Origin of the sequence: Lactiplantibacillus brownii, assembly GCF_031085375.1 — a bacterium.
GTDB classification, from domain to species: Bacteria; Bacillota; Bacilli; order Lactobacillales; family Lactobacillaceae; genus Lactiplantibacillus; species Lactiplantibacillus brownii.
In genome coordinates, this window is record NZ_JAVCWF010000001.1 from 1,832,232 (window position 1) to 1,853,852 (window position 21,621).

Genomic DNA, 21,621 nt, shown 5'->3' on the forward strand with positions numbered 1-21,621 from the left:
ATTATTTTAAGGTTTAATTACGTCGTCTAGGCACGTTCGGCAGCCAAAATCGCTGCTCGTGTTGGAATTGAAGGTTGTGCCCCTAACTTTTGTACAGCTAATGATGAGGCGCGGTTAGCAAATCGAACCGCGGCAGCCAAATTACTAAAGTCAGGCCGTAACACCGAGCTCAAGGCACCAATAAAGGTGTCCCCAGCAGCAGTTGTGTCAACAGCATTCACTTTATACGCCGGCACAAACCCATGTGCTTGGCCTCGTTGCCAAAAAGCGCCCTTGCTTCCAACCGTGATGATGACATTAGCCACCCCTAACTGCTGAAAGACTGCGGCCGCTTTGATCATCGAATGTTCATCCGTGACCGGCACGCCAGTTAAAGTTTCCGTTTCCGTTTCATTTGGCACAATCAAATCAGTCAAACTTAACAACTTCGCTGGCACATCATGTGTTGCTGGGGCCGGATTCAAAATGGTCCGTTGATTTGCAGCGTGCGCCAATTCAAAGCCTCGCATCGTTGCCGCGATTGGCGTTTCAAATTGTGCAATTAAGAAGTCGCTCGCTGCAATCACTGTTTGAGCTAAATCCACATCCGCCGCGGTGACTAGTTGATTCGTCCCTCCGTCGATCAAAATGCGGTTTTCGCTACTACTGTCTAACATAATCACGGCCGAACCGGTATTGGCTTCACTACTGTGTTGGACAAATTGGGCCGCAACGCCGCTATCGGTCAATTGTTTGACCATGAAGTCGCCTTCCTGATCTTGGCCGACCTTGCCAATAAAAGTGGTGTGAGCACCTGCCCGCGCTGCCGCAATCGCTTGATTAGCCCCCTTACCACCACCAGCCACACTTTTACCGCTCAATGGTAATGTTTCACCTGGTTTAGGGAAGCGTTTCACACGTAGAATCGTGTCAACATTTAAACTACCTAAAATCGTTACTTTATTCATTCTGATTCGTCCCTTCGAGAACTTGCTAGCCTAATTTTAGCAAACCACTCTCGTTAGCACCAGTATTCGAGAAATTTATCATAAAATATTAAAATTATGGCAACAGACAGGGTTACTGCCACGACTTAATGAAAACCTGAATGACGTGCTTGTTTCACGCGGCAAATTGGCTTTCTGGAAGTACCAATTGTCCTCTCAACCCATAAATGGTCATTCAGGCCGCCATGCTGGGGCTAGGCCTTGAAATTTCACAAGTAATTTGATATGATACTAACCGTATGTTTAAACATAAATTTGATAAATAAAGAAAGAAGGAGTCACACATGTCAGGACATTCAAAATGGCATAATATCCAAGGCCGTAAAAATGCTCAGGATGCAAAACGTGGGAAAATCTTCCAAAAGATTTCACGTGAATTATATATGGCTGTAAAAGCCGGGGGTCCTGATCCAGATTCAAACTCAAATCTGCGTTTGATCATGGATAAGGCTAAAGCTGCCAACATGCCTAAAGATAACATCAAACGGGCAGTCGATAAAGGTAGTGGCTCCGGTGCCGCGAACTACGAAGAAGTTACCTACGAAGGCTACGGCCCCGGTGGTATCGCTGTTCTGGTTCACGCATTGACTGACAACAAGAACCGGACCGCTGCCGCAGTTCGGTCAGCCTTCACCCATCACGGTGGTGCGTTGGCTGCGACTGGTGCGGTCAGCTACATGTTTGATCGTAAAGGTTACATCGTCATCGAACGGACCGATGATATGGATACAGATGAAGACACCATGATGATGGATGTCTTAGATGCCGGTGGCGATGATTTGCAATCTAGCGATGAAGCCTTCGAAATCTATACTGATCCTAAGCAATTAGCTCAAGTTCGGGATGCGCTACAAGCAAAGGGTTACACTTTAGCTACGGCTGAGTTAACCATGATCCCTGACACCTTGACTGATGTCCCAGCTGACAAGGCTGAAAAATTACAACACATGTTAGAAGAACTTGAAGATAACGACGACGTTTCAGAAGTGTACGAAGCCGCTAACTTCCCAGACGAAGACTAGCATAACTCAAAAGCGTGATTGAGACTCTCCTATTCGAGAGTTATCAATCACGTTTTTTGTCTACTAAACTCAGCGTTATTGCTCATTCCAAATAAAAAAGAAACCGTTACAAAGAACAGTTTCTTAGAATTATCATTCACATTAATGTAACGAATGTCTACTAGACCAGCCACATTTACGGCCGTAAATAAACAAAGCCTTGGCTTTCCAACGATACAATTCGTACAACACCAGCTGGAACGACCTGTACCCCTGTTGCTAGTTCAGTAATTGGTACCTGTTGACTAGTCAACGCATTTTGGCAGGCATCGACCTCAACTTGTGGACAAGCAGTCATAAAATCTTCCCAGCTCTTCAAAGTCAAGGTTGTGACAGCTGGGCCATTAACGACTATGACGATTTCACTCGTTGGCGCTGCGGTCAAAAGATTTTGGACGTTGCTAAACGCCATCGACACTTTTGCGACCTCATCTACGTGTACTACCACTTTAGTCATGATCAGCCCCCTGATGTTCCAGCGTCTTAATTTCCAAGCCACGCAAATAATGGTAGCTCGTTAACATATTGGCACAGGTGGCATCCGTCGCATCCGGTACTTCATAGATCATGCTAGCCGTCGGATTCATGACAGGCAAAACTTGCTGCCAATCAATCAGCCCCGCTCCTAACGGTAAACTATCATGTTTTTGGCCAAGCGAATCAACCAAATGATAGTGTCGAATTAATGGCCGTAACCGTTTTAGCGACAACAAAGTTAATTTCATATCACCATGCAGCCCAATAAAGACATGACTTAGGTCACAGACTAATGGTAATTGGTGCTGAATAATCATTTCATCTAATTGGGGATCACCATACATAAAACTGGCCGTAATCCCATTTTCAATCATGACATGCCCATTCCCCTGCTGAACTAGATTATCCAACCGTTCAAAAACGACTTCTCGGGCGGCCGCCAAAGAGGGATACTCCTGAATCAAGGCGGCACTCTCACTGCCACCGTAACCGCCGTGCACTAATAGTCGGCAGTTTTCAGCGATGACAAGGTCCAACAACTGTGCTGTGGAATCTTGCAAGAATTGATAGGCTTCCGGCTGGCGTTTAGGATCTAATAATTGGTCCAAATGCACCCCGTGATAGCTCATCGGATGATGCACGACCACATCTTTAGTCACATTACTTTTCACAAAGTCAATGGCCGTTTTTAACCGTTTAAAGGGCTCAGGTTCAAAATCTGAAGCACTCGTGAAAAATTCAAAAGTTGTGGGCCGATACTGTAACCGGTCCATTAATTGTGTCGGTTCATCCGCAGCTTTTAAGCCCAACTGCACGATTCCGGGACGTTTTGGTAAAGTTAACATTGTCGTTAGTCATCCTCTCTTGATTCTAGGCACATTTTTGTTTTCACATTGGTTTAAGTGACAACAGTGTAAACTGGTTCGTTTCGTTTTCTGTGGTCTTTTCAACGGTAGGGATACACTCTATCTTTCCTTGATAGCCGAAACGTGTGAATCAAGCCTGCTAGTTCCGCTTGCTACGCTATTGTCCCAATGCCAAACCCGCATTCGGACAGTAGCGGCTTACTTTTCTTTGATAGCCGAAACGTGTTTAGCCAGACTGAGGCTTCCGCTTGCTACGCTACTGTCCCAATGCCAAACCCGCATTCGGACAGTAGCTAGGCAATGCTCACCCTCAACCCGTCTGGCTAAACACTCTACAAAAAAGAGCCCAGAACCGAAGTCCTGAACCCAGTATAACGCAATCTTCTTAACCGAACTATTCCGCCGATTTCGTGGAAGCGCGCCGGACGATGCCGTATGGTAACGTAACCGTCTTTTCATCTAATTCTTTATCATTCATTAACTTAGTTAACATCCGCATCGCTACGGCACCGATATCATACAATGGTTGCGTGATCGATGTGATTGCTGGCCGCGTGATCTGCGTCACAATCGTATCATTACTCGTAATGACTTCTAAGTCATCTGGGACACTCACACCTGACTCGATGCTAGCGTTGATAATCCCAGCTGCCATTTCATCATCACCAACAAAGACCGCTGTGGCCCCACTGTCAGCGATAACTGGTTGCAATTTAGTCCCAGCATCATAAGAATAGCCAGCTTCATAGATCAACTTGTCATCATAAGGTAACTTAGCTTTATTCAAAGCCCGCTTGTAACCAGTTAACCGGTATTCCGCATTGATGGACTGTGACAGCGGTCCGAGGGCTAACGCAATCTTCTTGTGGCCCCGTTGGATCAAATTGGTCACTGCTTCTTCAACCGCAGCTGCATAGTCAATGTTGACACTTGGCGTATCGCCTTGTGGATCAACCGTCCCAGCTAAAACAACTGGTGCTTTTGCCCGTTTGAATTCCGCACGGAGTTTATCATCAATATGGTTCCCCATGAAAATGACCCCGTCAACTTGCTTAGCCATCAAAGTGTTCAAAACGTTCACTTCTTGTTCACCAGCATCATCGGAGTTGGTCAAAATGATGTTATATTTGTACATCATCGCAATATCATCAATCCCACGTGCTAAGGAAGCAAAGTAAATGTTCGTCACATCCGGGATAATAACCCCAACCGTGGTCGAACGCTTGCTCGCAAGGCCTCGTGCAACTGCATTTGGACGGTAGTCTAGCCGTTCGATAACCGCCAAGACCTTTTTACGGGTGGCTGGCTTAACATTTGGGTTCCCATTGACGACCCGTGAAACTGTGGCCATTGAAACCGCCGCTTCGCGTGCCACATCATAAATCGTAACTGTTTGTTTTTCCATATAAAATAGCCCTTTCTTACTTGGTATCACTTGTTTTCATTCGTTTTCATGCAACATCAACCAATATAGCAAAATTATGGCTCAGATGCAACTTTAGAAAGCTCATGAAATCGCTTTCATGAAAATAATACCGTACTTGTTTTCAAAAAGCAAGATTTTCCAACGAATTTTTCAATTTTAACCACAACTTTTCTCACTTTGCTTTAATGAAGTGCGTAGTCTAAACTATAGGTAGCAACAAAACTTAATTTGAGGAGTGATCTAAGTGGCAGATTATACTAAACTGCAACAAGTACGCCAATGGACCGTCGACAATCATGTTGACGTGACCTATATTAGCGATTTTCACACGATTTCTTATCTCACCGGTTTCGGCAGTGATCCCATTGAACGGACACTGGCCCTCTTCGTTTTTGCCGACGCGGAACCATTCTTATTTGCACCAGCCTTAGAAGTTGAAGCAATTAAAGGCACCGGCTGGCCTTATCCAGTCTATGGCTACTTGGATCATGAAGACCCTTATGCCTTAATTGCCCAACATATTACTGAGCAATTGACTGATCCAAAGATTTGGGCCTTAGAAGAAGGCAACTTGACCTTAGATCGTTTCCAAGCTGTCAAGAAACAATTTCCAGCAGCTCATTTTGACAAAAACTTATCACCAATGATCCAACAACTCCGGCTCGTCAAAACACCGGACGAATTAGAAAAATTGGCGGTTGCTGGTAAGTGGGCTGATTTTGCCTTCGAAAAAGGTTTTGCAGCAGTCAAAGCTGGCCGAACCGAACAACAAATTGCGGCAGAATTACAATATGCCTTGATGCAAAAAGGCGTCATGGAAATGAGTTTTGGGACCTTAGTTCAAGCCGGTGCTCATGCCGCTGAACCACATGGCGCCACTAACCAAACTCAGATCAAGCCCAATGAACTCGTTCTATTTGACCTAGGTGTGATGTGGGAAGGTTATGCCTCTGACGCGTCACGTACAATTGCTTACGGTAACCCAACCGCCAAGCAAAAGGAAATCTATGACGTCTGTCTTGAAGCTCAATTGACCGCCCAAGCAGCTGTTAAACCTGGTATGCCTGCCGAAGATGTCGACAAGTTAGCTCGTGATGTCATCACTAAAGCTGGTTATGGCGACTACTTCATTCACCGCTTAGGTCACGGCTTAGGTCAGACTGATCACGAATTTCCATCAATCATGGCCGGCAATCATATGCCGCTGGTTGAAGGCATGTGCTTCTCCATCGAACCTGGGATTTACATTCCAGGCGTTGCTGGCGTCCGCATTGAAGACTGTGGGGTCGTTACTAAGGCTGGTTTCAAGCCATTCACCCATACTTCAAAAGAACTGAAAATTTTAGACCTTTAATTAGCAAAAAAATGGCAGTCAATTCACGATAATGTGAATTGACTGCCATTTTGACTATTTTATGGTAAATCATTGCCGGCAGCAAAGTAAACATCGTACCATTCTTGCCGTGTTAAGGTCACATCCGCCCCCGCAATGCTTTCCGTTAAATGTTGTGGATTCATTGAACCCAAAATAACTTGCATGTGTGCGGGATGCCGTAAGATCCAAGCGGTCGCGATGGCATTCTTCGTGACACCATATTTATCGGCTAATTTTTGTAATTCTTCATTTAATTTTGGAAACTTAGCGTTATCAATAAATGTGCCGGCAAACATGCCATATTGATAAGGTGACCAAGCTTGAATCGTCATATGATGCAACCGTGAATATTCGATGATCTCACCATCGTGATTAATACTCCGATCATCTTGCATATTCGTGTGCAAGCCGAAATCGATTGGCCCCGTGTGCATCACACCAAATTGTAATTGGTTGATCATTAATTTTTGACTGACCGCTGATTGTAGCAAGTCAACTTGCATCGGGTTAAAGTTGGACACCCCGAAGTGGCGAACTTTTCCGCTCGCCTGTAACTCATCGAATGCGGCCGCGACTTCTGACAAATCCATCAATGGATCAGGCCGGTGCAATAAGAATGAATCCAAGTAATCCACTTGTAGCCGTTGCAAGATGCCGTCAACCGTTTTAAGCAAATGTTGCTTTGAAAAATCGTAACGTTGACCAAAGACTAAGTCGCCCCGACTACGTTTAGGATCGAGGACAATGCCACCTTTGGATTGAATAAAGAAATCATCGCGCTTGAGACCCGACTGCTTGAGCGCTGCACCGAACGTTTTTTCTGACTCACCGTTCCCATAAATATCCGCGGCATCAATCATATTGACTCCGTGATCGTGGACCACATTTAAAACTTTGGCCGCGTCCGTTGTATTCAGACGTACCATTCGCATAATGCCCAAGGCCACCGCCGAAACCCGGTTTTGGGTGTCACCTAACTGAACTGTTTTCATATCATTAAAACTCCCTTGATTTGTTCACAAGTATAGGTTAGCGCTTAGAGTACCCTCTAAGTCAATTATTTACCCGGAAACTTCTGGACTTCGTAGGTTTGGACCTCGTTCAATAGTTCATTTAAATTTCGTAGTGGAATCTGATCACAGTCGACTGCCGCTTCACTCCCGGCTTGCTGCGCTTTTTGATAAGTGGCAATCTTATGATCAACCTTTTGTAAGTTCAGTAACGATTGATGGATCTGCTCTGCGACCGCTTGGCGCTGTTCTTTGAATAATGCCAGTCGTTCCCCAAGCGTTTGGTCCCCTTCAGCACACCAACTGACAAATTGCCGAATCTCGTCTAACGGCATCCCGGTCTGCTTCAAACACGTAATTAACGCGAGCGAATCAATCCCAGCACCATCAAATTCCCGTCGACCATGTGCATCCCGTTTTACAAATGGTGTTAACCCCACTTTATCGTAATAGCGCAATGTGTATGGCGAAATTCCAGTTAACTTTGCTACTGCCCCAATTGAATACATGTTGATTGCCCCCTTTAGAGCCAAAAAAGCCACGCACTAGGTGCATGGCTTCAAAATTTTCAACTTTACTTATCTGCTGGCTCGTCATCAGCAGAATCAGCTGCACTCGTCGCACTAGTTGCCGCTTCAGAATCTGCACTGGTTGCTGAATCATTGTCAGCGGAATCAGTTTCAGCTTTAAAAGCTGCCGAACTGTCGATGACGATATCATCACTATCATCCGCGTCGTCATCGTCACCTTCAGCTTCAACTCGTGCTAGTTCGGAACGCAAACTATCTGTGGCTTGGTCCAAACTAGAACTAAAGCCCTCGCCGTCTTCCGACTTAGCCGTCTGGTATTGATCCGCAAAGTCAGCCACTTTGCTCTTCGCATCAGCGAATTGTTTGCCTGCTTCTTCTTTAAAGTCTTCAGCGGCATCATTAGCGTAAAACGCATAATCAATGGCCCGGTCTTTAAAGTCAGCCAACCCTTGTTGTGCTTTAGCTTTTAATTCAGCTTTCTTGTCATCGTCCATTTTCATGGCTACCGTGACAATGGCGGCGCCACCTACAACTAAACCAAATAAGAATCCTTTTTTCGACATAATTAAGACTCCTCGCTATTATTTTTTGAGCGGCGGTTTCGGTAAACATCGAAGGCAGCTTTGCCAACCTTGGAAGCACTTGAAAACTTACTCCGCTTTTCGTTCGTCTTGCCAACTTTGGCAGTCAACTCACGGGTCGCCGCATTTAAATCAGAAACGCTTTGTCCCAAGTCACCCATTGCTTTGAACGCTGGGTCAATGGTGGCAACTTTACCATTCACATCTTTTAACAGTTCATTAGCGTTCGACATGATTTTTTCAGTCTCATGAGACAAGGCATCCACATCATCCGTGATTGAACTCAAGCTTCGGTTGACTTCACCCATCGTTCTAGTCATCCGCACTAAGAAAATCCCAATAAAGCAAACGAGCAATAAGAATGCTACAGCGGCAATGATTCCCGCAATATGTGTAATCATCTTAAAAATTCCTCCTTCAACAGCCAATACATTAGAATAAGCATAGCATTGTCATAAAAATACTGCAATGAAAAAAGTGCTTACATCCTGATGAGATTAGTCACCAACTTATAGCGGTTACATGACTGAGAGGTCGGCGCTTAGTCCCCTCTCTAAAAATCGCCACTTTTAGCCCAACCGGCTAATTCAACTTGGTTCGACCATCAAAGTCTGCTAAACTAAATCTCAGACAACTTTAACGAGGGTGAAAACATGTTCTTTCCATTAACTATCGGTGCGGTTGAAACACCGAAACAAGTGTCGGTCTGGATGAAATTAGCCGCCAAGATTGACTGGCAACAGATTGTTCTCAACATCGGCGGTAAAATTATCGAAATTGTCCTATTTAGTCTCCTATTTTGGCTGATTGATCGTATTGGTAAACATCTTATCCATCACGTTTTTATTACCAATGCCAATACAAACGACACCGCTTCTAATCGGATCTCGACGATTTTTACGTTATTATTCAATATCTTCACTTATATCATTATCTTTTTTTGGCTTTACGCCATTTTATCGGTATTAGGTGTCCCAGTGGGCACTTTAATTGCCAGTGCTGGGATCTTCAGTGTGGCTTTAGGCTTAGGTGCTCAAGGCTTTGTCAGTGATATTGTGACTGGTTTTTTCATTCTATTAGAAGACCAATTCGACGTTGGCGACTACGTTAAGATTGAAACCATTGAAGGCACCGTTTCAGCCATGGGACTACGTACGACGCAGATTACCAGTGCCGATGGGACCTTAAATTTTGTTCCTAACCGTAAGATCCTGATCATCAGCAATCAGTCCCGCAACGATATGCGCGTCCTAATCGATCTACACATCACTGCCAGCACGACGACGACCGAATTGACTAAAGCCATCGAAGCCACCAACAAAAAGCTCGTTCCTAATTATCCTGATATCATTGGTCAACCTGATATTCAAGGGGTCACCACACAAACGGATGGCACACTCGTATTTCGAGTGCAATTTTACGTCAAAAACGGGATGCAATTCGCGATTCAGCGTGACTTTTTGGCTGCCTATCTCGCCGCCGCTAAAGCAGCTGGGATTCAATTACCTTCCCTATCGTTGTACCGTCCACGCTCATAAAAAACTTACTTGTGTTGAGCTAATTCAAAACTAAAACTTTTTCATGATAATCACAAAGGAGCTTGGCACAAAATCCAAGCTCCTTTGTGATTTTTGATCATTATAGCCGAAACGTGTCACAAATTTTTGTGACTCGATTTCAATTAGGCCTGAGCGGCTTTTATCCAACGAATGTTGGCAATCGCAATCTGATCCTGATCTTGTAGGAAAACAACGCCTCGATCCCAATCAACTCGCACCAACGATGCTGTTGTGGTTTGATAAAGCCCGACGGTATCGTTAAAGTAGTTAAGTTGCACGCACAACTGCTGCCGTCCTTGACATTGTTGAAGCTGAGCCGTCACCTTGGCAACCTGCGCGGCATCCGGATACTGCTTGTGTGCATAGATTGCTGCCCGTTTATCGATTAATTCTTGATAGCCCGTTAAGGCTGCAAACGGGGCAAACTGTGCTGCTCGGTCCTCCCGATTCATTCGTAGATGTGCTTTGGGATTTGGCTGTGGTCGAAACATGATATCCCGATACATAGACGTGTCATTAAACAGACCCGCTTCAATTTTAGTCTTTGGTTCAGTCATCAGGCCCGGTGTCCTCCAATCTGTGCGTTGCGTTCAATCGTCGTTGATCCGGTTGCTAAATCTGCCAGCCGGAGGACGACGTTTTTATTGCCAGAAGTTGCCTGCAATTTTAAAATGGTTTCTTGTAACTTACGATCCCGTTCACGCCGGCGATGTGCTTGGCGATCCCGGTGAACAGTTTGTTGTAAATCCTCAAATAAACTGGTCTGTTCATAGTGAGGCACTTGGGCGGCTTGCTGTTCATCAACGAGATGATTTGCCATGACTGTCACCCGCCGGATCAATAATTGTCGCCCCACCGTCCGCTGATAAAGTTGACGGTAAGCGTCCTGTAGTTCCGTTGGTGATGAGGTTGCAATTTTCAGTCGGACATTACGGTGCGCCGGCTTAGGGACCTCCCGACCATAATAGTCAGTAGTCAACTTTCCCTGATCATGAACAGCTGACAGACTCTGCACATCATAATCAATCCGAATCCCAATCTGATCCGTGACCACCCGGCGCTTAACCAGATCTAATGCCAAGTTATCTACCATGCCGCGTAACACCTGGCGTCCCTGTTCGTATGGATACGGCGTCATCAGAACTTGGCTCGCATAAATGCCATGTTCACTAGCTCGGTATTGCTTGATATCCGCTAAAGTCGCCGATTCACATCCCCAGGCATGGTCAATTAGTAGTTCTGCATTCTTCCCAAACTCACGGTATAAGACTTCTTCGTTAAATTGATCCGAGAGCGTTCCTAGTGAACAACGTGCGACGTCGCCCATCGTTTGGAGGCCCAACTTTTCTAAACGCTTGGCGTAGCCCCGGCCCACGCGCCAAAAATCAGTCAGCGGGCGATGACGCCATAAAAATTGTCGGTACTGCAATTCGTTCATTTGGGCAATTCGCACCCCATCTTCATCAGCCGGAATCTTCTTGGCAACGATATCCATCGCCACTTTGGCGAGGTATAAATTCGTACCAATTCCCGCCGTCGCCGTAATTCCCGTTGAAGCTTGCACTTCATGGATAATGGTTTTGGCTAATTGATGCGGTGAAACGTGGTGTTGTACCACGTAATCCGTCACGTCCATCAACACTTCATCAATCGAATAAACATGAATATTTTCTGGTTTAATAAAACGCAAATAAATGCTGTAAATTTCAGCGCTCTTTTTTAAGTAATCGTGCATTCGCGGTGGCACGACCTTGTAGTCGATCCCCAACCCGGGCATCTTCAGCAACTTCCGCCGGTAAATAGACTTATAGCGGGCAACCTGCGCATAAGACGAGTGTTTGGCGCGCTCTCGGTTCAATTGTAAGACGCGTTGTTCGACCTCAAACAGCCGTGGTCGACCGGGTACTCCGAATTGTTTCAGCGCTGGCGAAACAGCTAAACAAATCGTTTTATCCGTTCGTGAAAGATCGGCCACCACCAGATTAGCGTTCAGCGGATCTAAATGATGTGCCACACACTCACACGAGGCGTAAAACGACTTTAAATCAATGGCCATATAAATTCGATCTGTTGCCAAGAGCTCCACCTCCATTCAGAACATTTGTTCCCCAATTATTATACTTTAATTCGACTTTCAGCGCTAGCCCTATCCCCCTTAAATCATCAAAAAATAACGGTCTGTCATTAGATCCAAACTAAAAGAGACCAGTTTGGGCCAAAAGTCAGTTTATTTCGCTTAACGTGGCATCACGTTAACGCTCGCAAACTAATCGCCTTTGGTCACACACTTGTCTCTTGCATATATGTGAATTTCACTCACTGATAAAACTCATTTTCACGAATTAATTTTGTAAACTCATGCAAAAAATCTGCCGTCTTTTTTCCTGGTAACTTGGGACTCAATAACCCGTATGGAACCTCAATTGTCGTTTTCAATGGCACCGTTACTAGGTTGGGGTGGATATTCCGCCATGGGGTTAGTGAAACCATGGCGATATTTTCTTCAACAGTCTCGTTAAAAGTGTTGATGTCATAACGTCCCTTAGTGTCAATCGGCTGAATACTTGGGGTAACGGCTAACATTTGATGACGTAACTGATCATTCTTCTCGCTAATCCCCTTAGGCACCATCAAAATCTTTTGATGAGCTAAGTCATTAAAAGCAATTTCATCCAACTGGGCCAACGGATTATCACTACGAACGGCAATTCCAAAGCGGTACGTTCCCAACTTGATGGCACTAAATGATTGCTTCAGCGTTGCATTGTCGAACGTGCCAACAATCACATCACTACTCCGCCCTAGCATGGCATACTCGCGGTTGCTTGAATTTAAATCTTCCTGTAATTGGGCCAATCGAATTTGAAATTTAGGCATTTTTGGTGCAATTCTCTTCCATAGCGACATGAAAGGATCTGCCGGATGCAGTAAAGAAGTTCCCAATTTGATAATTCTTTTATCGTCAGAACGAACTTGCCGGGTTTCTTCAACGGCTGTATTCAGTAAATCTAGTATTTGCCGCACATATGGCTGAAATTTTTGCCCTTGCGGTGTGAGCTTAACACCGGCAGTAGTTCGAACAAAAAGTTTGAGATTGAGTTCAGTTTCTAACCGGTTAATTTGTTTCATCACAGCAGTCCCTGAGATAAAACTCTGTTCACCGGCTTTTGTAAAACTGCCATACTCGCTAACTCGTAAAAAAGTTTGCAATTGATTAATATCCATAAAATCGCCTCTCATTTAAGTATGAACCAATAGTTAGTAGTGAGTGAACTAACAGATTCTTCTCATAACCGCCATCTCCCACTATACTAGTCCTTGTACTCAAGGCACACAAGAATATGAAACGAGGTTTATAAATGAACAAAAGGTTAATAAGAGCACTTTTAGGACTCGCCATCACCATCCTTGGATTAGTCATCATGATATTTGCCACTCAATATCAACCAGCAACGACTAGTTCATCGAAACCAGCGTCAAACTCATCAGTAATGGTTAATTCTAAGCAAACGCCAAAGCCGGATTCACATTTAGAACGCAAGCAGTCAAGTAACCCTCCTTTAACTGATCAAGATGTCATCGGCGTCTGGATTAATCATCATAATAAGTCTCTTCACCAAAAGATTACCTTTTTCGCCAATCACAAGTGGCAGGAAAATCAACAGCATGTGACTAATATTTATTCCGGTACTTGGAAAATCACGACTCATAATGAAATTTCATTAGCTCCCTATGGTGAAAAGATCCGCCTTTACGGAACCGATTTTAAGACAATGACCGTTCTAAATTATAACCACCGCTTAGATAAACAGCATGATTAAATTGAATCCAATTGAATCATTAATCTTAGTATTTTAAAGAAAGAAGTCAACACAATGAAAAAAGTTATTTTATTAGGGGCGACCAGTAATATTTCAAAGGCCCTAATTCCACTGCTACTCAAACAAGATACGATTGACTTAACGCTATTTGCACGTCAGGCCAGTCACCGATTAGCTGAATACAGTAAGCATCCACGAGTAACCCTCATCGACGGCAATTGGAACCACTACGACGACTTACTTTCAGCAATTGCCGGCCAAGATATCGTCTATTTAGCGACTGGTCACTTTACAACCGCGAATCAAAACGTTGTTGCAGCGATGAAGCAAGACCAAGTCAATCGGCTTATCGTTGCTGGTGGATTAGGAATTTATGATGAAGTTGCTGGAAAGTTCGGGGCTTGGAACGCACGCATGATGGGCGACTACACGGAAATCAAGCGAGCCGCTTCCGTGATTGATGATAGCAGTCTTGACTATACCTTTCTACGTATGGCGTGGTTATATAATGACGATCAACACGTTGACTACCACGTCATTCCACAAGGGACGCCATTTAAAGACACTCAAGTCACACGTCAAGCAGTTGCACAACTCATCAATACCATCATTCAAAATCCACAACGCTACCAACGAACTAGTATCGGCGTAGCAGAACCTAACACCGCTTGGGATAAACCAGCTTTTTATTAGGAGGTACCAACTATGTACACCATCAAAATTACGATCAATAACCAAATATTTACGGCTAATTTTATCGAAAACGCCACAACCAAAACACTATTGTCAAAAATGCCATTTGAACTACCCATGTTAAACCTGTATTCACGAGAATTGACGTATCGTTTCAAACAAGGCTTACCCGCTGACGAAGCACAGACGTCAAGTTACGTTGTGGGCGATATCGCTTACTGGACACCCCGTCACAGTTTCGTCATTTTTTACAAACAAACGGGCGAAGTCATCAGTAATTTACAAAAAGTTGGTCATATTAACAGTGGTGACTTAACCCCATTACGATCAGCGGGCGACACACTAATGAAATTCGAAAGGATCTAGATTAGCGGACCCTCAATATTAATATACTGATGATTGACCGCATAACCGGTATTAAAAAATTAATTAAATTTAGGAAGTGTCGTTATGAAAAATATCTTAATTTTAGGCGCCAATGGCCGCATTGCTAGAATCGTTGAACACCGATTACTAAACGAAAGTGACGTAAAGCTAACCTTAGTTTTGAGAAACGCTAGTCGCTTAGCCATCGCCATACCAGCGCGTGAAAAGCTCATCGAGGGTGACGTGAATGATTTAAAACTATTAGATGTTGCAATGTCCAATCAAGACGTTGTATACGTCAACTTAGCCGGTAACATGGAACTGGCAGCAAGGTCCATCACCAAGATGATGAACAAGCATGCCATTAAGCAACTGATCTGGATTACTGGATCTGGGCTATATCACGAAACGCCTGGTCCTTTTGGTTCTTGGGTAGAAAAAGTTGTCGGCCACGCTGCTAAAAACGATACACGTCGGGCCGCTAAAGTGATCGAAGAATCAGAATTGCAATATACTATTATCCGAGCGGCTTATATGACGGATGAGTCAAACATCGACTACGACTTGACCCAAAAAGGTGAACTTTTCAAGGGAACCATGGTCTCACGCGCAAGTATTGCAGATCTCATCTTAAAAATAATTTTCACGCCTAAACAGTATGTCCGAGCCAGTTTAGGAATTTCAAAACCGGGTACTGACAACCTGTTGCCCCAAATAAAGATTATGGCCAAGACTCAATAAAATAGCTTCAACTCAATAGCGTCATAACAAAAATGTGTCCAAAACAAATCAAAAAGACCGTTCAGAAATATTGAATTTCTGAACAGTCTTTTTTAGATTGTTATGGTCAAAACATACGCCATTAGGCAGTTTATCGCTTATTTCTGTAGCTCATTACGATGGGTCAAATAGCCAGTCATCGCATTCACACCAGCCATAATGGCACTTGTATGTGGCACCATATGTTCAGAATGAAGCGAATACGGACTATCGACACCCAGCCAAAACATCGTTCCTGGAATTTGATGAATCAAGAAACCAAAGTCTTCACCAGTCATCGCTGGTCGCGTTTCAATAAAGTTCACATCAGCCGCTTGCTTCATGTAAGCCATGAAATCTGCGGTGATTTTGTCATTATTTTCAACGGGATAATAGCCGCCCTGATGTAAATCAAGGTCGATATTGCAATCGTAGGCTAGCGCAATCCCTTCAACGATCGTACGCACGCGACGCTGGATATGCAAGTTCATCTCTTGCGTCAACGCCCGAATCGTGCCATCAATTTGTGCTTCGCCAGCGATCACATTGCCAATCGTCCCAGCCGTAAAGTGACCCAGCGTGACCACGCCACTTTGAATTGGATCAACGTTGCGTGAAACGATCGTTTGTAATTGCTGCACGAGCGCTGAACCGGCTACGACCATATCATTGGCATTGTGTGGGAAAGCCGCGTGACCACTTTTACCGGTCAAATGAGCATGAATCTCACAAGTTCCCGCAAATAGCGTCCCCATCCGACAACCAATCGCACCCGCTGGCAAGTCGGGATTATCATGGAAAGCAAAAATCTCGTCGGGCAACCATTCTGCATCTAAAGCGCCACTTTCGTAGAGCCGTTTTCCCCCAGAAGCATTTTCTTCAGCGGGCTGGAACATGAAGATCATATCCGTCTCTGGCTGATTTTCAGCAAAATAGCTCAAAATCCCCAGCGCCACGGACATATGGATATCGTGCCCACAAGCATGCATTTTACCAGGGTGTTGTGAGGCAAATGGCAATCCTGTCGCTTCTGTCACGGGTAACCCATCGATATCAGTCCGATAACCGATTCGATAGTCGTGTCGCTTACCACTGACCTTGACCAAAATCGCCGTTTCTAAAGTTGGAATCGTCTTAATGGTCAATAAATCTTGTGGCATCTTGGCAATAATTGATAACAAGTACGCGTGCGTTTCGTGTTCTTCTAAGCCCAGTTCCGGAATTTGGTGTAAATGTTGATAAATCGGAATTAAATCGGCTTCCTGTAATGCCATCTTTACACCTCCAAAATTAAAGATTCCGTAATTCGCTCATCAGTTCCGTTTTGCTCTTAGTCTTGTCATCGATATCTTTTAATTTACGGGCAGGCACGCCACCAACCACGGTATTCGGTTCAACATCGCTGATAACAATGGCGCCAGCTGCGACAACCGCGCCTTTACCAACATGAACGCCTTCCAAAACGACGGCATTAGCGCCAATTAAGACGTCATCGTCGATCTGAACAGGTTTAGCCGACGGTGGTTCAACCACGCCAGCTAACACAGTGCCAGCACCAATGTGACAGTTTTTCCCAACGATCGCACGGCCGCCCAAAATGGCCCCCATATCAATCATTGAGCCTTCACCGATTTCGGCCCCGATATTGATGACCGCACCCATCATGATCACCGCATTGTCACCAATCAAAACTTGGTCACGAATCGCCACGCCTGGTTCAATACGCGCATTATATTGTTTTAAATCTGCCATTGGCACAGCGGAGTTACGCGCATGATTTTCTAATTCAGAATCTTCAATCTTATCCGCATTAGCCTTTAAGAATGGTTCTACATCGGCCCAGTCACCAAACAAAACCCCAGCGTTACCGCTAAAGAAAGTTTTGATTTCAGCGGGAACCTCAGTGATTTTATCGAGTTGACCCTTGACGTAAACTTTCACGGGCGTCTTTTTCTTTGAATTACCAATGTAGTTAATAATTGATTGTGCATCTAATTTTGCCATCAGAGTGCCTCCATTATTTTAGTTAGTTTTTTCACTACTGGAAAAGTCCTTCTCAATCATATCATATTGTTTTCCAATTTCATGAGTCAAGAAGTTGAAACTCTTCATAAATTCACGCCGAGTAATGATGCCTTGAAAGATCCCCGCGGCATCGACGACCGGAACAAACGGATCATCGATCATCAAATGTAAGGTAGCTTCGACGTCCCCTACTGCTGACACGGTTTTCACCTTGGTCTCCATCACGTCACTCACATGCATGTGCATTAAGATTTCGGTATTTAAGTGGTCGAAACCGAGCATTTGTTCCGTGATCAATGGTAAGGAAACTAACCCTTCAAAGTGGCCATCATTATCCAACACCGGAATTTTCGAGTATTTGATTTTCGTTAACACTAAAAATGCATGATACAAGTTGTTATCAGCTTGGACAACCGCGACAATATCTGCTGGAATCAAATAATGATCAGCATTGCGCAGTAACATGTCCTCAACTGGTTTTATTAACATCGGGTGAACCCCCTTCTTTAAAGCCCTCTTTCTATTTTACCTGAAAGCGGCCCCAAGTTAAGGGAATTTTGCTCATTTTACCAATTCTTTAGTGGGTAAAATGAAAGTTTAACGCAGATACTGGCTGTTGTTGCCGATTATAGTATTGCACCGAGATGTCTTGCCCCTTAGTTTCCACGATGGCATAGGTCCCACCAAGCCGCGTAAACTCACCACGTGGTTGGCTGATACTCCCCGGATTCAGCAGCAATAACCCATTGTGTCGTTCAACCCCTAACTGATGAGTATGACCGAAAAATGCCAACTGGGCATGCTGCTGATTGGCAGCTGCCATTAACTGGTCCAAGCCAAAGTTAACGCCGACTAAGTGACCATGTGTCATAAAGACCGGCACGCCTTTGACGGTAGTCGTCACTTCGTCCGGTAAGCGATCATCAAAATCCATGTTGCCTTGAACCGTATACATGTGCTTGAACACGTCATCATCGATGGCTAATTCGGAGTCGCCACAGTGAAAAAAGGCATCAACTTTGCCTTCATAAGCGGCAAGCAGTTGGACTAAAATCTCACGATCACCGTGACTGTCACTGACTACTAAACATTTCATCGCTAATTCGCCCACCATTCGTCAAATTTTGGCATCAAGTGGCGTAATGCCGCCCCCCGATGACTGATTGAATTCTTTTGTGCATCCGTCAATTCAGCCAATGATTTCTGGAATTGTTCTGACCAGAACAACGGATCATAACCAAAACCATTGTCTCCGCGTGGTGCAATCAAGATGCGCCCTTTAAGTTCACCGTTAACCACTAACTTTTGGCCATCTGGCTTTAAGGCCACTAACGTTGTGTGGAAAGTCGCTGTCCGTTTGGCTGCTGGCACACCGCCCAAATTAGCTAATAATTTAGCATTGTTGGCTGCATCGTCATGGTCACCAGCATATCGTGCGGAAAAGACCCCTGGATCACCATGTAACGCATCGACCATCAAGCCGGAATCATCCGCAATTACAGGTAGTCCCGTCGCTTTAACAACGACTGTGGCCTTCTTGGTGGCATTCTCTTCAAATGTGATCCCATTTTCCTTAATTTCAGGAATGTCTGTAAAATCCGCTAAAGTTTTGATGGCAATATCGTAATCTTTAAACATCTCGCCAAACTCACGTGCCTTACCCGGATTGTTTGTTGCAATAATTAAGTCCTTCATTATAAGTCACCGCCTAAATCGATTTGAGTTGCTTTAAAATTCGGTTGCCCTAACCAATCCTTCGCAATTGTCGCAAATTGCGTCGCGGACCCCGTCGTATAATAATGATCTGGTTGGGCCTTAGTGCTACTCGTATTCGCAATATCCAAATAATCTAGCATAAATGAGACGCCGTTCACGGTCTCAGCTCCCGAATCAATCAAGGTCACATTTGGACCGACGACATTTTGGATCAATGGCCGTAACAAGGGATAATGGGTACAACCCAAAACTAAGGTATCGATACCACTATGTTTGAAATCTTGTAATCCCTCCGCCACCACGCGTTTAGCGACTGGTGAACGATATTCATTCGATTCAACTAATGGGACAAATTTCGGACAAGCCTTTGAGATCACGGTCGCACTAGGATCTTTAGCCAAAATAGCATCACGATAGGCATTGCTACGAATGGTTCCTTCCGTCGCAATAACCCCAATCCGATGATTTTTGGAAGCTTTGATGGCCGCCCGCGAGCCTGGTGAAATCACGCCAATGACCGGAATCTTTAATTTAGCCCGCAGATCCGGTAAAGCGGCCGCAGTCGCGGTGTTGCAAGCAATGACTAACATCTTAATGTTTTGTTTTAACAAGAAAGTGGCCATTTGCCAGGAAAAGTCTTTGACTTGGGCACTTGGGCGCGGCCCATAAGGTAACCGTGCTTGGTCTCCAATAAAAATAACTGTTTCACGTGGGAGTTGTTTCAAGGCCTGTTTGACCACTGTCAAACCGCCGACCCCGGAATCCATGAAACCAATTGCCTGTTCATTTATCATGCTTAAAATCTCCGTTCGCTGAATTCTGAAACTTCATTATGGCCTTTTTTAGCCTTGAATTCAAGCCGGATGAATGGGTATGAATTGGTAAAGTTTCCGTTCTTCGAAGTGAAAAAGTGCTGTATATCTGTGGAAACAAGGTATAATATTTATTATGATGCAGTAAGATACTGCGATTACACATGGAAAGGAACTATCATGACGAACGCCTTTTATTCTCAATTTGCGGGTAACGCAATCAAGTCTTCAGTTTTAAGTGTGGAAGTCTTGCGCGATGCCTTGTTACCGAACTTGCTGGGAGACGATCGCAGTGGGATTCTTTACTGGGCCGGTAAAGATTTGGCGCGCCAATTTCCAGTCGCCGCTGATGAGGACTTAGTGACATTTTTTGAACAATGTGGCTGGGGCCATCTCATCGTTGAACAAGCTGCCAACGACTTAATCACGTATGAATTGACCGGTGAACCGGTTGCCCGGCGTAGCTTTGCAATTAAAGATCCCGATTTCATGTTGGAGACCGGCTTCCTTGCTGAACAAGCGAGCACCCGCTTCAACTGTGTCAGTGAAGCTAAGATCACCTTCCAAAACAAAATGCGCATTCGCATTGCCGTAACGATCGACCATGACCAACCATTGTTGGCTCATGATCCTGCGACACCGATTGAAATTGTGCGTCCAGAAGCTGATCAACAACCAGCCCCTGACGATGCGCCAACTAATCCGGATGCTTAAACTAAAAACATCGCCTAACTGGCGATGTTTTTTACTAAACAAAATACCCTGTCACATCATTAAAAGTGTGATACAGGATATTTTAATTTGACTTTCTTCTCTGATAGATAAAAACGTCACTCAGCCACGGTAATCCGAAAACAGCACTCAGAACGCCTAATGATATTGGCCAATTTTGGACTACAATATCGTATTCAACTCACAGTTAGTCATTTACGATATCTATTAAACGATACTTTGCTCGCTGATGGTGTTCGCAAAAATTCTTTTGCCAAAATTTTTCTGCGTGACTTTCGTCTATTAAATCAAATACATCAGTTGTTAATCGATGAACAATAGACTCATCCAAAACCCAATAGGCCTTATGATAGTGCCCTTTATTAATAATTGGCATACTGCCGTATTGACTATATCGATAATAAATATCCGGTTCAACGGGGCCATATTGCCAGCTTTCAAATGGACGATTATATATTTTCTTAATAAATTCGATGCCATTATGGTCTCTCAAATAATCTTGAATGACGAAATACATCACTTTCTGGAGCTGCAAATTTGTTACATTTAAGTTATTTCGATTACCAACCGCCAAGATATGTTGGCTCAATACATTCATCGACATCCTATTATTCCCCCTTTAGTAGCTCATCATAAGCAACTGGCCGACATTCAGAATATCCCTGAATACTATTTGTATTTGCAACGAATTCAGAAATAGTATTTCTCGGACAATCTTTAGTTTCTTTAGACGTGAGTACCTATCATCCATTTATTCTGAAACAAGCTCAGTATAGCCTATCTTAATACACTTACCCTTCAAAAAAAGCGGATCCCAATTGCCATT

26 protein-coding genes are annotated in these 21,621 nt (G+C 44.3%); 8 read left to right on the forward strand and 18 right to left on the reverse strand.

Features of this window, described 5'->3' with window-relative positions; translation table 11 throughout:
• Positions 1–26: 26 nt before the first annotated feature.
• Positions 27–947, reverse strand: a complete 921-nt coding sequence (gene rbsK, locus RA086_RS08670; RefSeq protein ID WP_308703409.1) for a ribokinase — start codon at positions 945–947, stop codon at positions 27–29.
• A 323-nt stretch (positions 948–1,270) separates the two neighbouring features.
• Between rbsK and RA086_RS08675 the strand changes: the two genes are divergently transcribed.
• Complete coding sequence (locus RA086_RS08675) at positions 1,271–2,008, forward strand: YebC/PmpR family DNA-binding transcriptional regulator (RefSeq protein WP_308703410.1); 738 nt, start codon at positions 1,271–1,273, stop codon at positions 2,006–2,008.
• A 175-nt stretch (positions 2,009–2,183) separates the two neighbouring features.
• Here RA086_RS08675 and RA086_RS08680 read toward each other — a convergent pair whose 3' ends face one another.
• The 3 genes from RA086_RS08680 to ccpA all read right to left on the reverse strand — a co-directional run bounded on the left by RA086_RS08680 (position 2,184) and on the right by ccpA (position 4,795).
• Entirely contained in the window at positions 2,184–2,504 is a 321-nt protein-coding gene (locus tag RA086_RS08680) for a DsrE family protein (RefSeq protein WP_308703411.1), read from the reverse strand.
• Positions 2,497–3,369, reverse strand: coding sequence for a TIM barrel protein (locus RA086_RS08685; RefSeq protein ID WP_308703412.1), 873 nt, complete (start codon positions 3,367–3,369; stop codon positions 2,497–2,499). Before RA086_RS08685 ends, RA086_RS08680 begins: the two co-directional genes overlap by 8 nt.
• 415 nt (positions 3,370–3,784) lie before the next feature.
• Positions 3,785–4,795, reverse strand: coding sequence for a catabolite control protein A (gene ccpA, locus RA086_RS08690; RefSeq protein WP_308703413.1), 1,011 nt, complete (start codon positions 4,793–4,795; stop codon positions 3,785–3,787).
• 265 nt (positions 4,796–5,060) lie between these two features.
• Here ccpA and RA086_RS08695 point away from each other — a divergent pair, with 265 nt between their 5' ends.
• A complete protein-coding gene (locus RA086_RS08695; protein WP_308703414.1) occupies positions 5,061–6,170 on the forward strand; it encodes a M24 family metallopeptidase in 1,110 nt (369 codons plus the stop codon).
• Between the two features lie 59 nt (positions 6,171–6,229).
• Here RA086_RS08695 and RA086_RS08700 read toward each other — a convergent pair whose 3' ends face one another.
• The 4 genes from RA086_RS08700 to RA086_RS08715 all read right to left on the reverse strand — a co-directional run bounded on the left by RA086_RS08700 (position 6,230) and on the right by RA086_RS08715 (position 8,713).
• Complete coding sequence (locus RA086_RS08700) at positions 6,230–7,183, reverse strand: aldo/keto reductase (RefSeq protein ID WP_308703415.1); 954 nt, start codon at positions 7,181–7,183, stop codon at positions 6,230–6,232.
• A 65-nt stretch (positions 7,184–7,248) separates the two neighbouring features.
• Positions 7,249–7,710, reverse strand: coding sequence for a MerR family transcriptional regulator (locus RA086_RS08705; protein WP_308703416.1), 462 nt, complete (start codon positions 7,708–7,710; stop codon positions 7,249–7,251).
• A gap of 65 nt (positions 7,711–7,775) precedes the next feature.
• Entirely contained in the window at positions 7,776–8,294 is a 519-nt protein-coding gene (locus RA086_RS08710) for a YtxH domain-containing protein (RefSeq protein WP_308703417.1), read from the reverse strand.
• Positions 8,295–8,296: 2 nt separating this feature from the next.
• Positions 8,297–8,713, reverse strand: a complete 417-nt coding sequence (locus RA086_RS08715) for a DUF948 domain-containing protein (protein ID WP_308703418.1) — start codon at positions 8,711–8,713, stop codon at positions 8,297–8,299.
• A 252-nt stretch (positions 8,714–8,965) separates the two neighbouring features.
• Between RA086_RS08715 and RA086_RS08720 the strand changes: the two genes are divergently transcribed.
• Positions 8,966–9,850, forward strand: a complete 885-nt coding sequence (locus RA086_RS08720) for a mechanosensitive ion channel family protein (protein WP_308703419.1) — start codon at positions 8,966–8,968, stop codon at positions 9,848–9,850.
• Positions 9,851–9,993: 143 nt separating this feature from the next.
• On the opposite strand, the gene RA086_RS08725 is transcribed toward RA086_RS08720, so the two are convergent.
• The 3 genes from RA086_RS08725 to RA086_RS08735 all read right to left on the reverse strand — a co-directional run bounded on the left by RA086_RS08725 (position 9,994) and on the right by RA086_RS08735 (position 13,096).
• On the reverse strand, positions 9,994–10,428 hold the full coding sequence (locus RA086_RS08725) for a hypothetical protein (RefSeq protein ID WP_308703420.1): 435 nt from the start codon (positions 10,426–10,428) through the stop codon (positions 9,994–9,996).
• The gene (locus RA086_RS08730) at positions 10,428–11,963 is read right to left on the reverse strand and encodes a Y-family DNA polymerase (RefSeq protein WP_407659059.1); all 1,536 of its coding nucleotides are present in this window, start codon (positions 11,961–11,963) and stop codon (positions 10,428–10,430) included. Before RA086_RS08730 ends, RA086_RS08725 begins: the two co-directional genes overlap by 1 nt.
• A gap of 224 nt (positions 11,964–12,187) precedes the next feature.
• Positions 12,188–13,096: a LysR family transcriptional regulator gene (locus tag RA086_RS08735; RefSeq protein WP_308703421.1), complete on the reverse strand. Its 909-nt coding sequence runs from the start codon at positions 13,094–13,096 to the stop codon at positions 12,188–12,190.
• A gap of 134 nt (positions 13,097–13,230) precedes the next feature.
• Here RA086_RS08735 and RA086_RS08740 point away from each other — a divergent pair, with 134 nt between their 5' ends.
• The 4 genes from RA086_RS08740 (at position 13,231) to RA086_RS08755 (ending at position 15,492) form a co-directional block, all read left to right on the forward strand.
• Positions 13,231–13,692: a hypothetical protein gene (locus tag RA086_RS08740; RefSeq protein WP_308703422.1), complete on the forward strand. Its 462-nt coding sequence runs from the start codon at positions 13,231–13,233 to the stop codon at positions 13,690–13,692.
• Between the two features lie 54 nt (positions 13,693–13,746).
• On the forward strand, positions 13,747–14,385 hold the full coding sequence (locus RA086_RS08745; RefSeq protein ID WP_308703423.1) for an SDR family oxidoreductase: 639 nt from the start codon (positions 13,747–13,749) through the stop codon (positions 14,383–14,385).
• 12 nt (positions 14,386–14,397) lie between these two features.
• Entirely contained in the window at positions 14,398–14,751 is a 354-nt protein-coding gene (locus tag RA086_RS08750) for a cyclophilin-like fold protein (RefSeq protein WP_308703424.1), read from the forward strand.
• A gap of 84 nt (positions 14,752–14,835) precedes the next feature.
• Positions 14,836–15,492 carry an NAD(P)H-binding protein gene (locus RA086_RS08755; RefSeq protein ID WP_308703425.1) on the forward strand — a complete coding sequence of 219 codons (657 nt, stop codon included), beginning with the start codon at positions 14,836–14,838 and terminating at the stop codon, positions 15,490–15,492.
• A 137-nt stretch (positions 15,493–15,629) separates the two neighbouring features.
• On the opposite strand, the gene RA086_RS08760 is transcribed toward RA086_RS08755, so the two are convergent.
• The 6 genes from RA086_RS08760 to racE all read right to left on the reverse strand — a co-directional run bounded on the left by RA086_RS08760 (position 15,630) and on the right by racE (position 20,045).
• Positions 15,630–16,784 (reverse strand): N-acetyldiaminopimelate deacetylase, encoded by a 1,155-nt coding sequence (locus RA086_RS08760; protein ID WP_308703426.1) that lies wholly within the window; start codon positions 16,782–16,784, stop codon positions 15,630–15,632.
• Positions 16,785–16,800: 16 nt separating this feature from the next.
• Positions 16,801–17,514 (reverse strand): 2,3,4,5-tetrahydropyridine-2,6-dicarboxylate N-acetyltransferase, encoded by a 714-nt coding sequence (dapD, locus tag RA086_RS08765; protein WP_308703427.1) that lies wholly within the window; start codon positions 17,512–17,514, stop codon positions 16,801–16,803.
• Between the two features lie 18 nt (positions 17,515–17,532).
• A complete protein-coding gene (cbpB, locus tag RA086_RS08770) occupies positions 17,533–18,024 on the reverse strand; it encodes a cyclic-di-AMP-binding protein CbpB (RefSeq protein ID WP_308703428.1) in 492 nt (163 codons plus the stop codon).
• Between the two features lie 88 nt (positions 18,025–18,112).
• Positions 18,113–18,631 (reverse strand): metallophosphoesterase, encoded by a 519-nt coding sequence (locus RA086_RS08775; protein WP_308703429.1) that lies wholly within the window; start codon positions 18,629–18,631, stop codon positions 18,113–18,115.
• A gap of 2 nt (positions 18,632–18,633) precedes the next feature.
• Positions 18,634–19,230: an XTP/dITP diphosphatase gene (locus RA086_RS08780; protein WP_308703430.1), complete on the reverse strand. Its 597-nt coding sequence runs from the start codon at positions 19,228–19,230 to the stop codon at positions 18,634–18,636.
• Positions 19,230–20,045 carry a glutamate racemase gene (gene racE, locus RA086_RS08785; protein WP_308703431.1) on the reverse strand — a complete coding sequence of 272 codons (816 nt, stop codon included), beginning with the start codon at positions 20,043–20,045 and terminating at the stop codon, positions 19,230–19,232. Before racE ends, RA086_RS08780 begins: the two co-directional genes overlap by 1 nt.
• 198 nt (positions 20,046–20,243) lie before the next feature.
• Between racE and RA086_RS08790 the strand changes: the two genes are divergently transcribed.
• Positions 20,244–20,777, forward strand: coding sequence for a YslB family protein (locus tag RA086_RS08790; protein WP_308703432.1), 534 nt, complete (start codon positions 20,244–20,246; stop codon positions 20,775–20,777).
• A gap of 205 nt (positions 20,778–20,982) precedes the next feature.
• Here RA086_RS08790 and RA086_RS08795 read toward each other — a convergent pair whose 3' ends face one another.
• Entirely contained in the window at positions 20,983–21,399 is a 417-nt protein-coding gene (locus RA086_RS08795; protein ID WP_308703433.1) for a Panacea domain-containing protein, read from the reverse strand.
• Between the last annotated feature and the right edge of the window lie 222 nt (positions 21,400–21,621).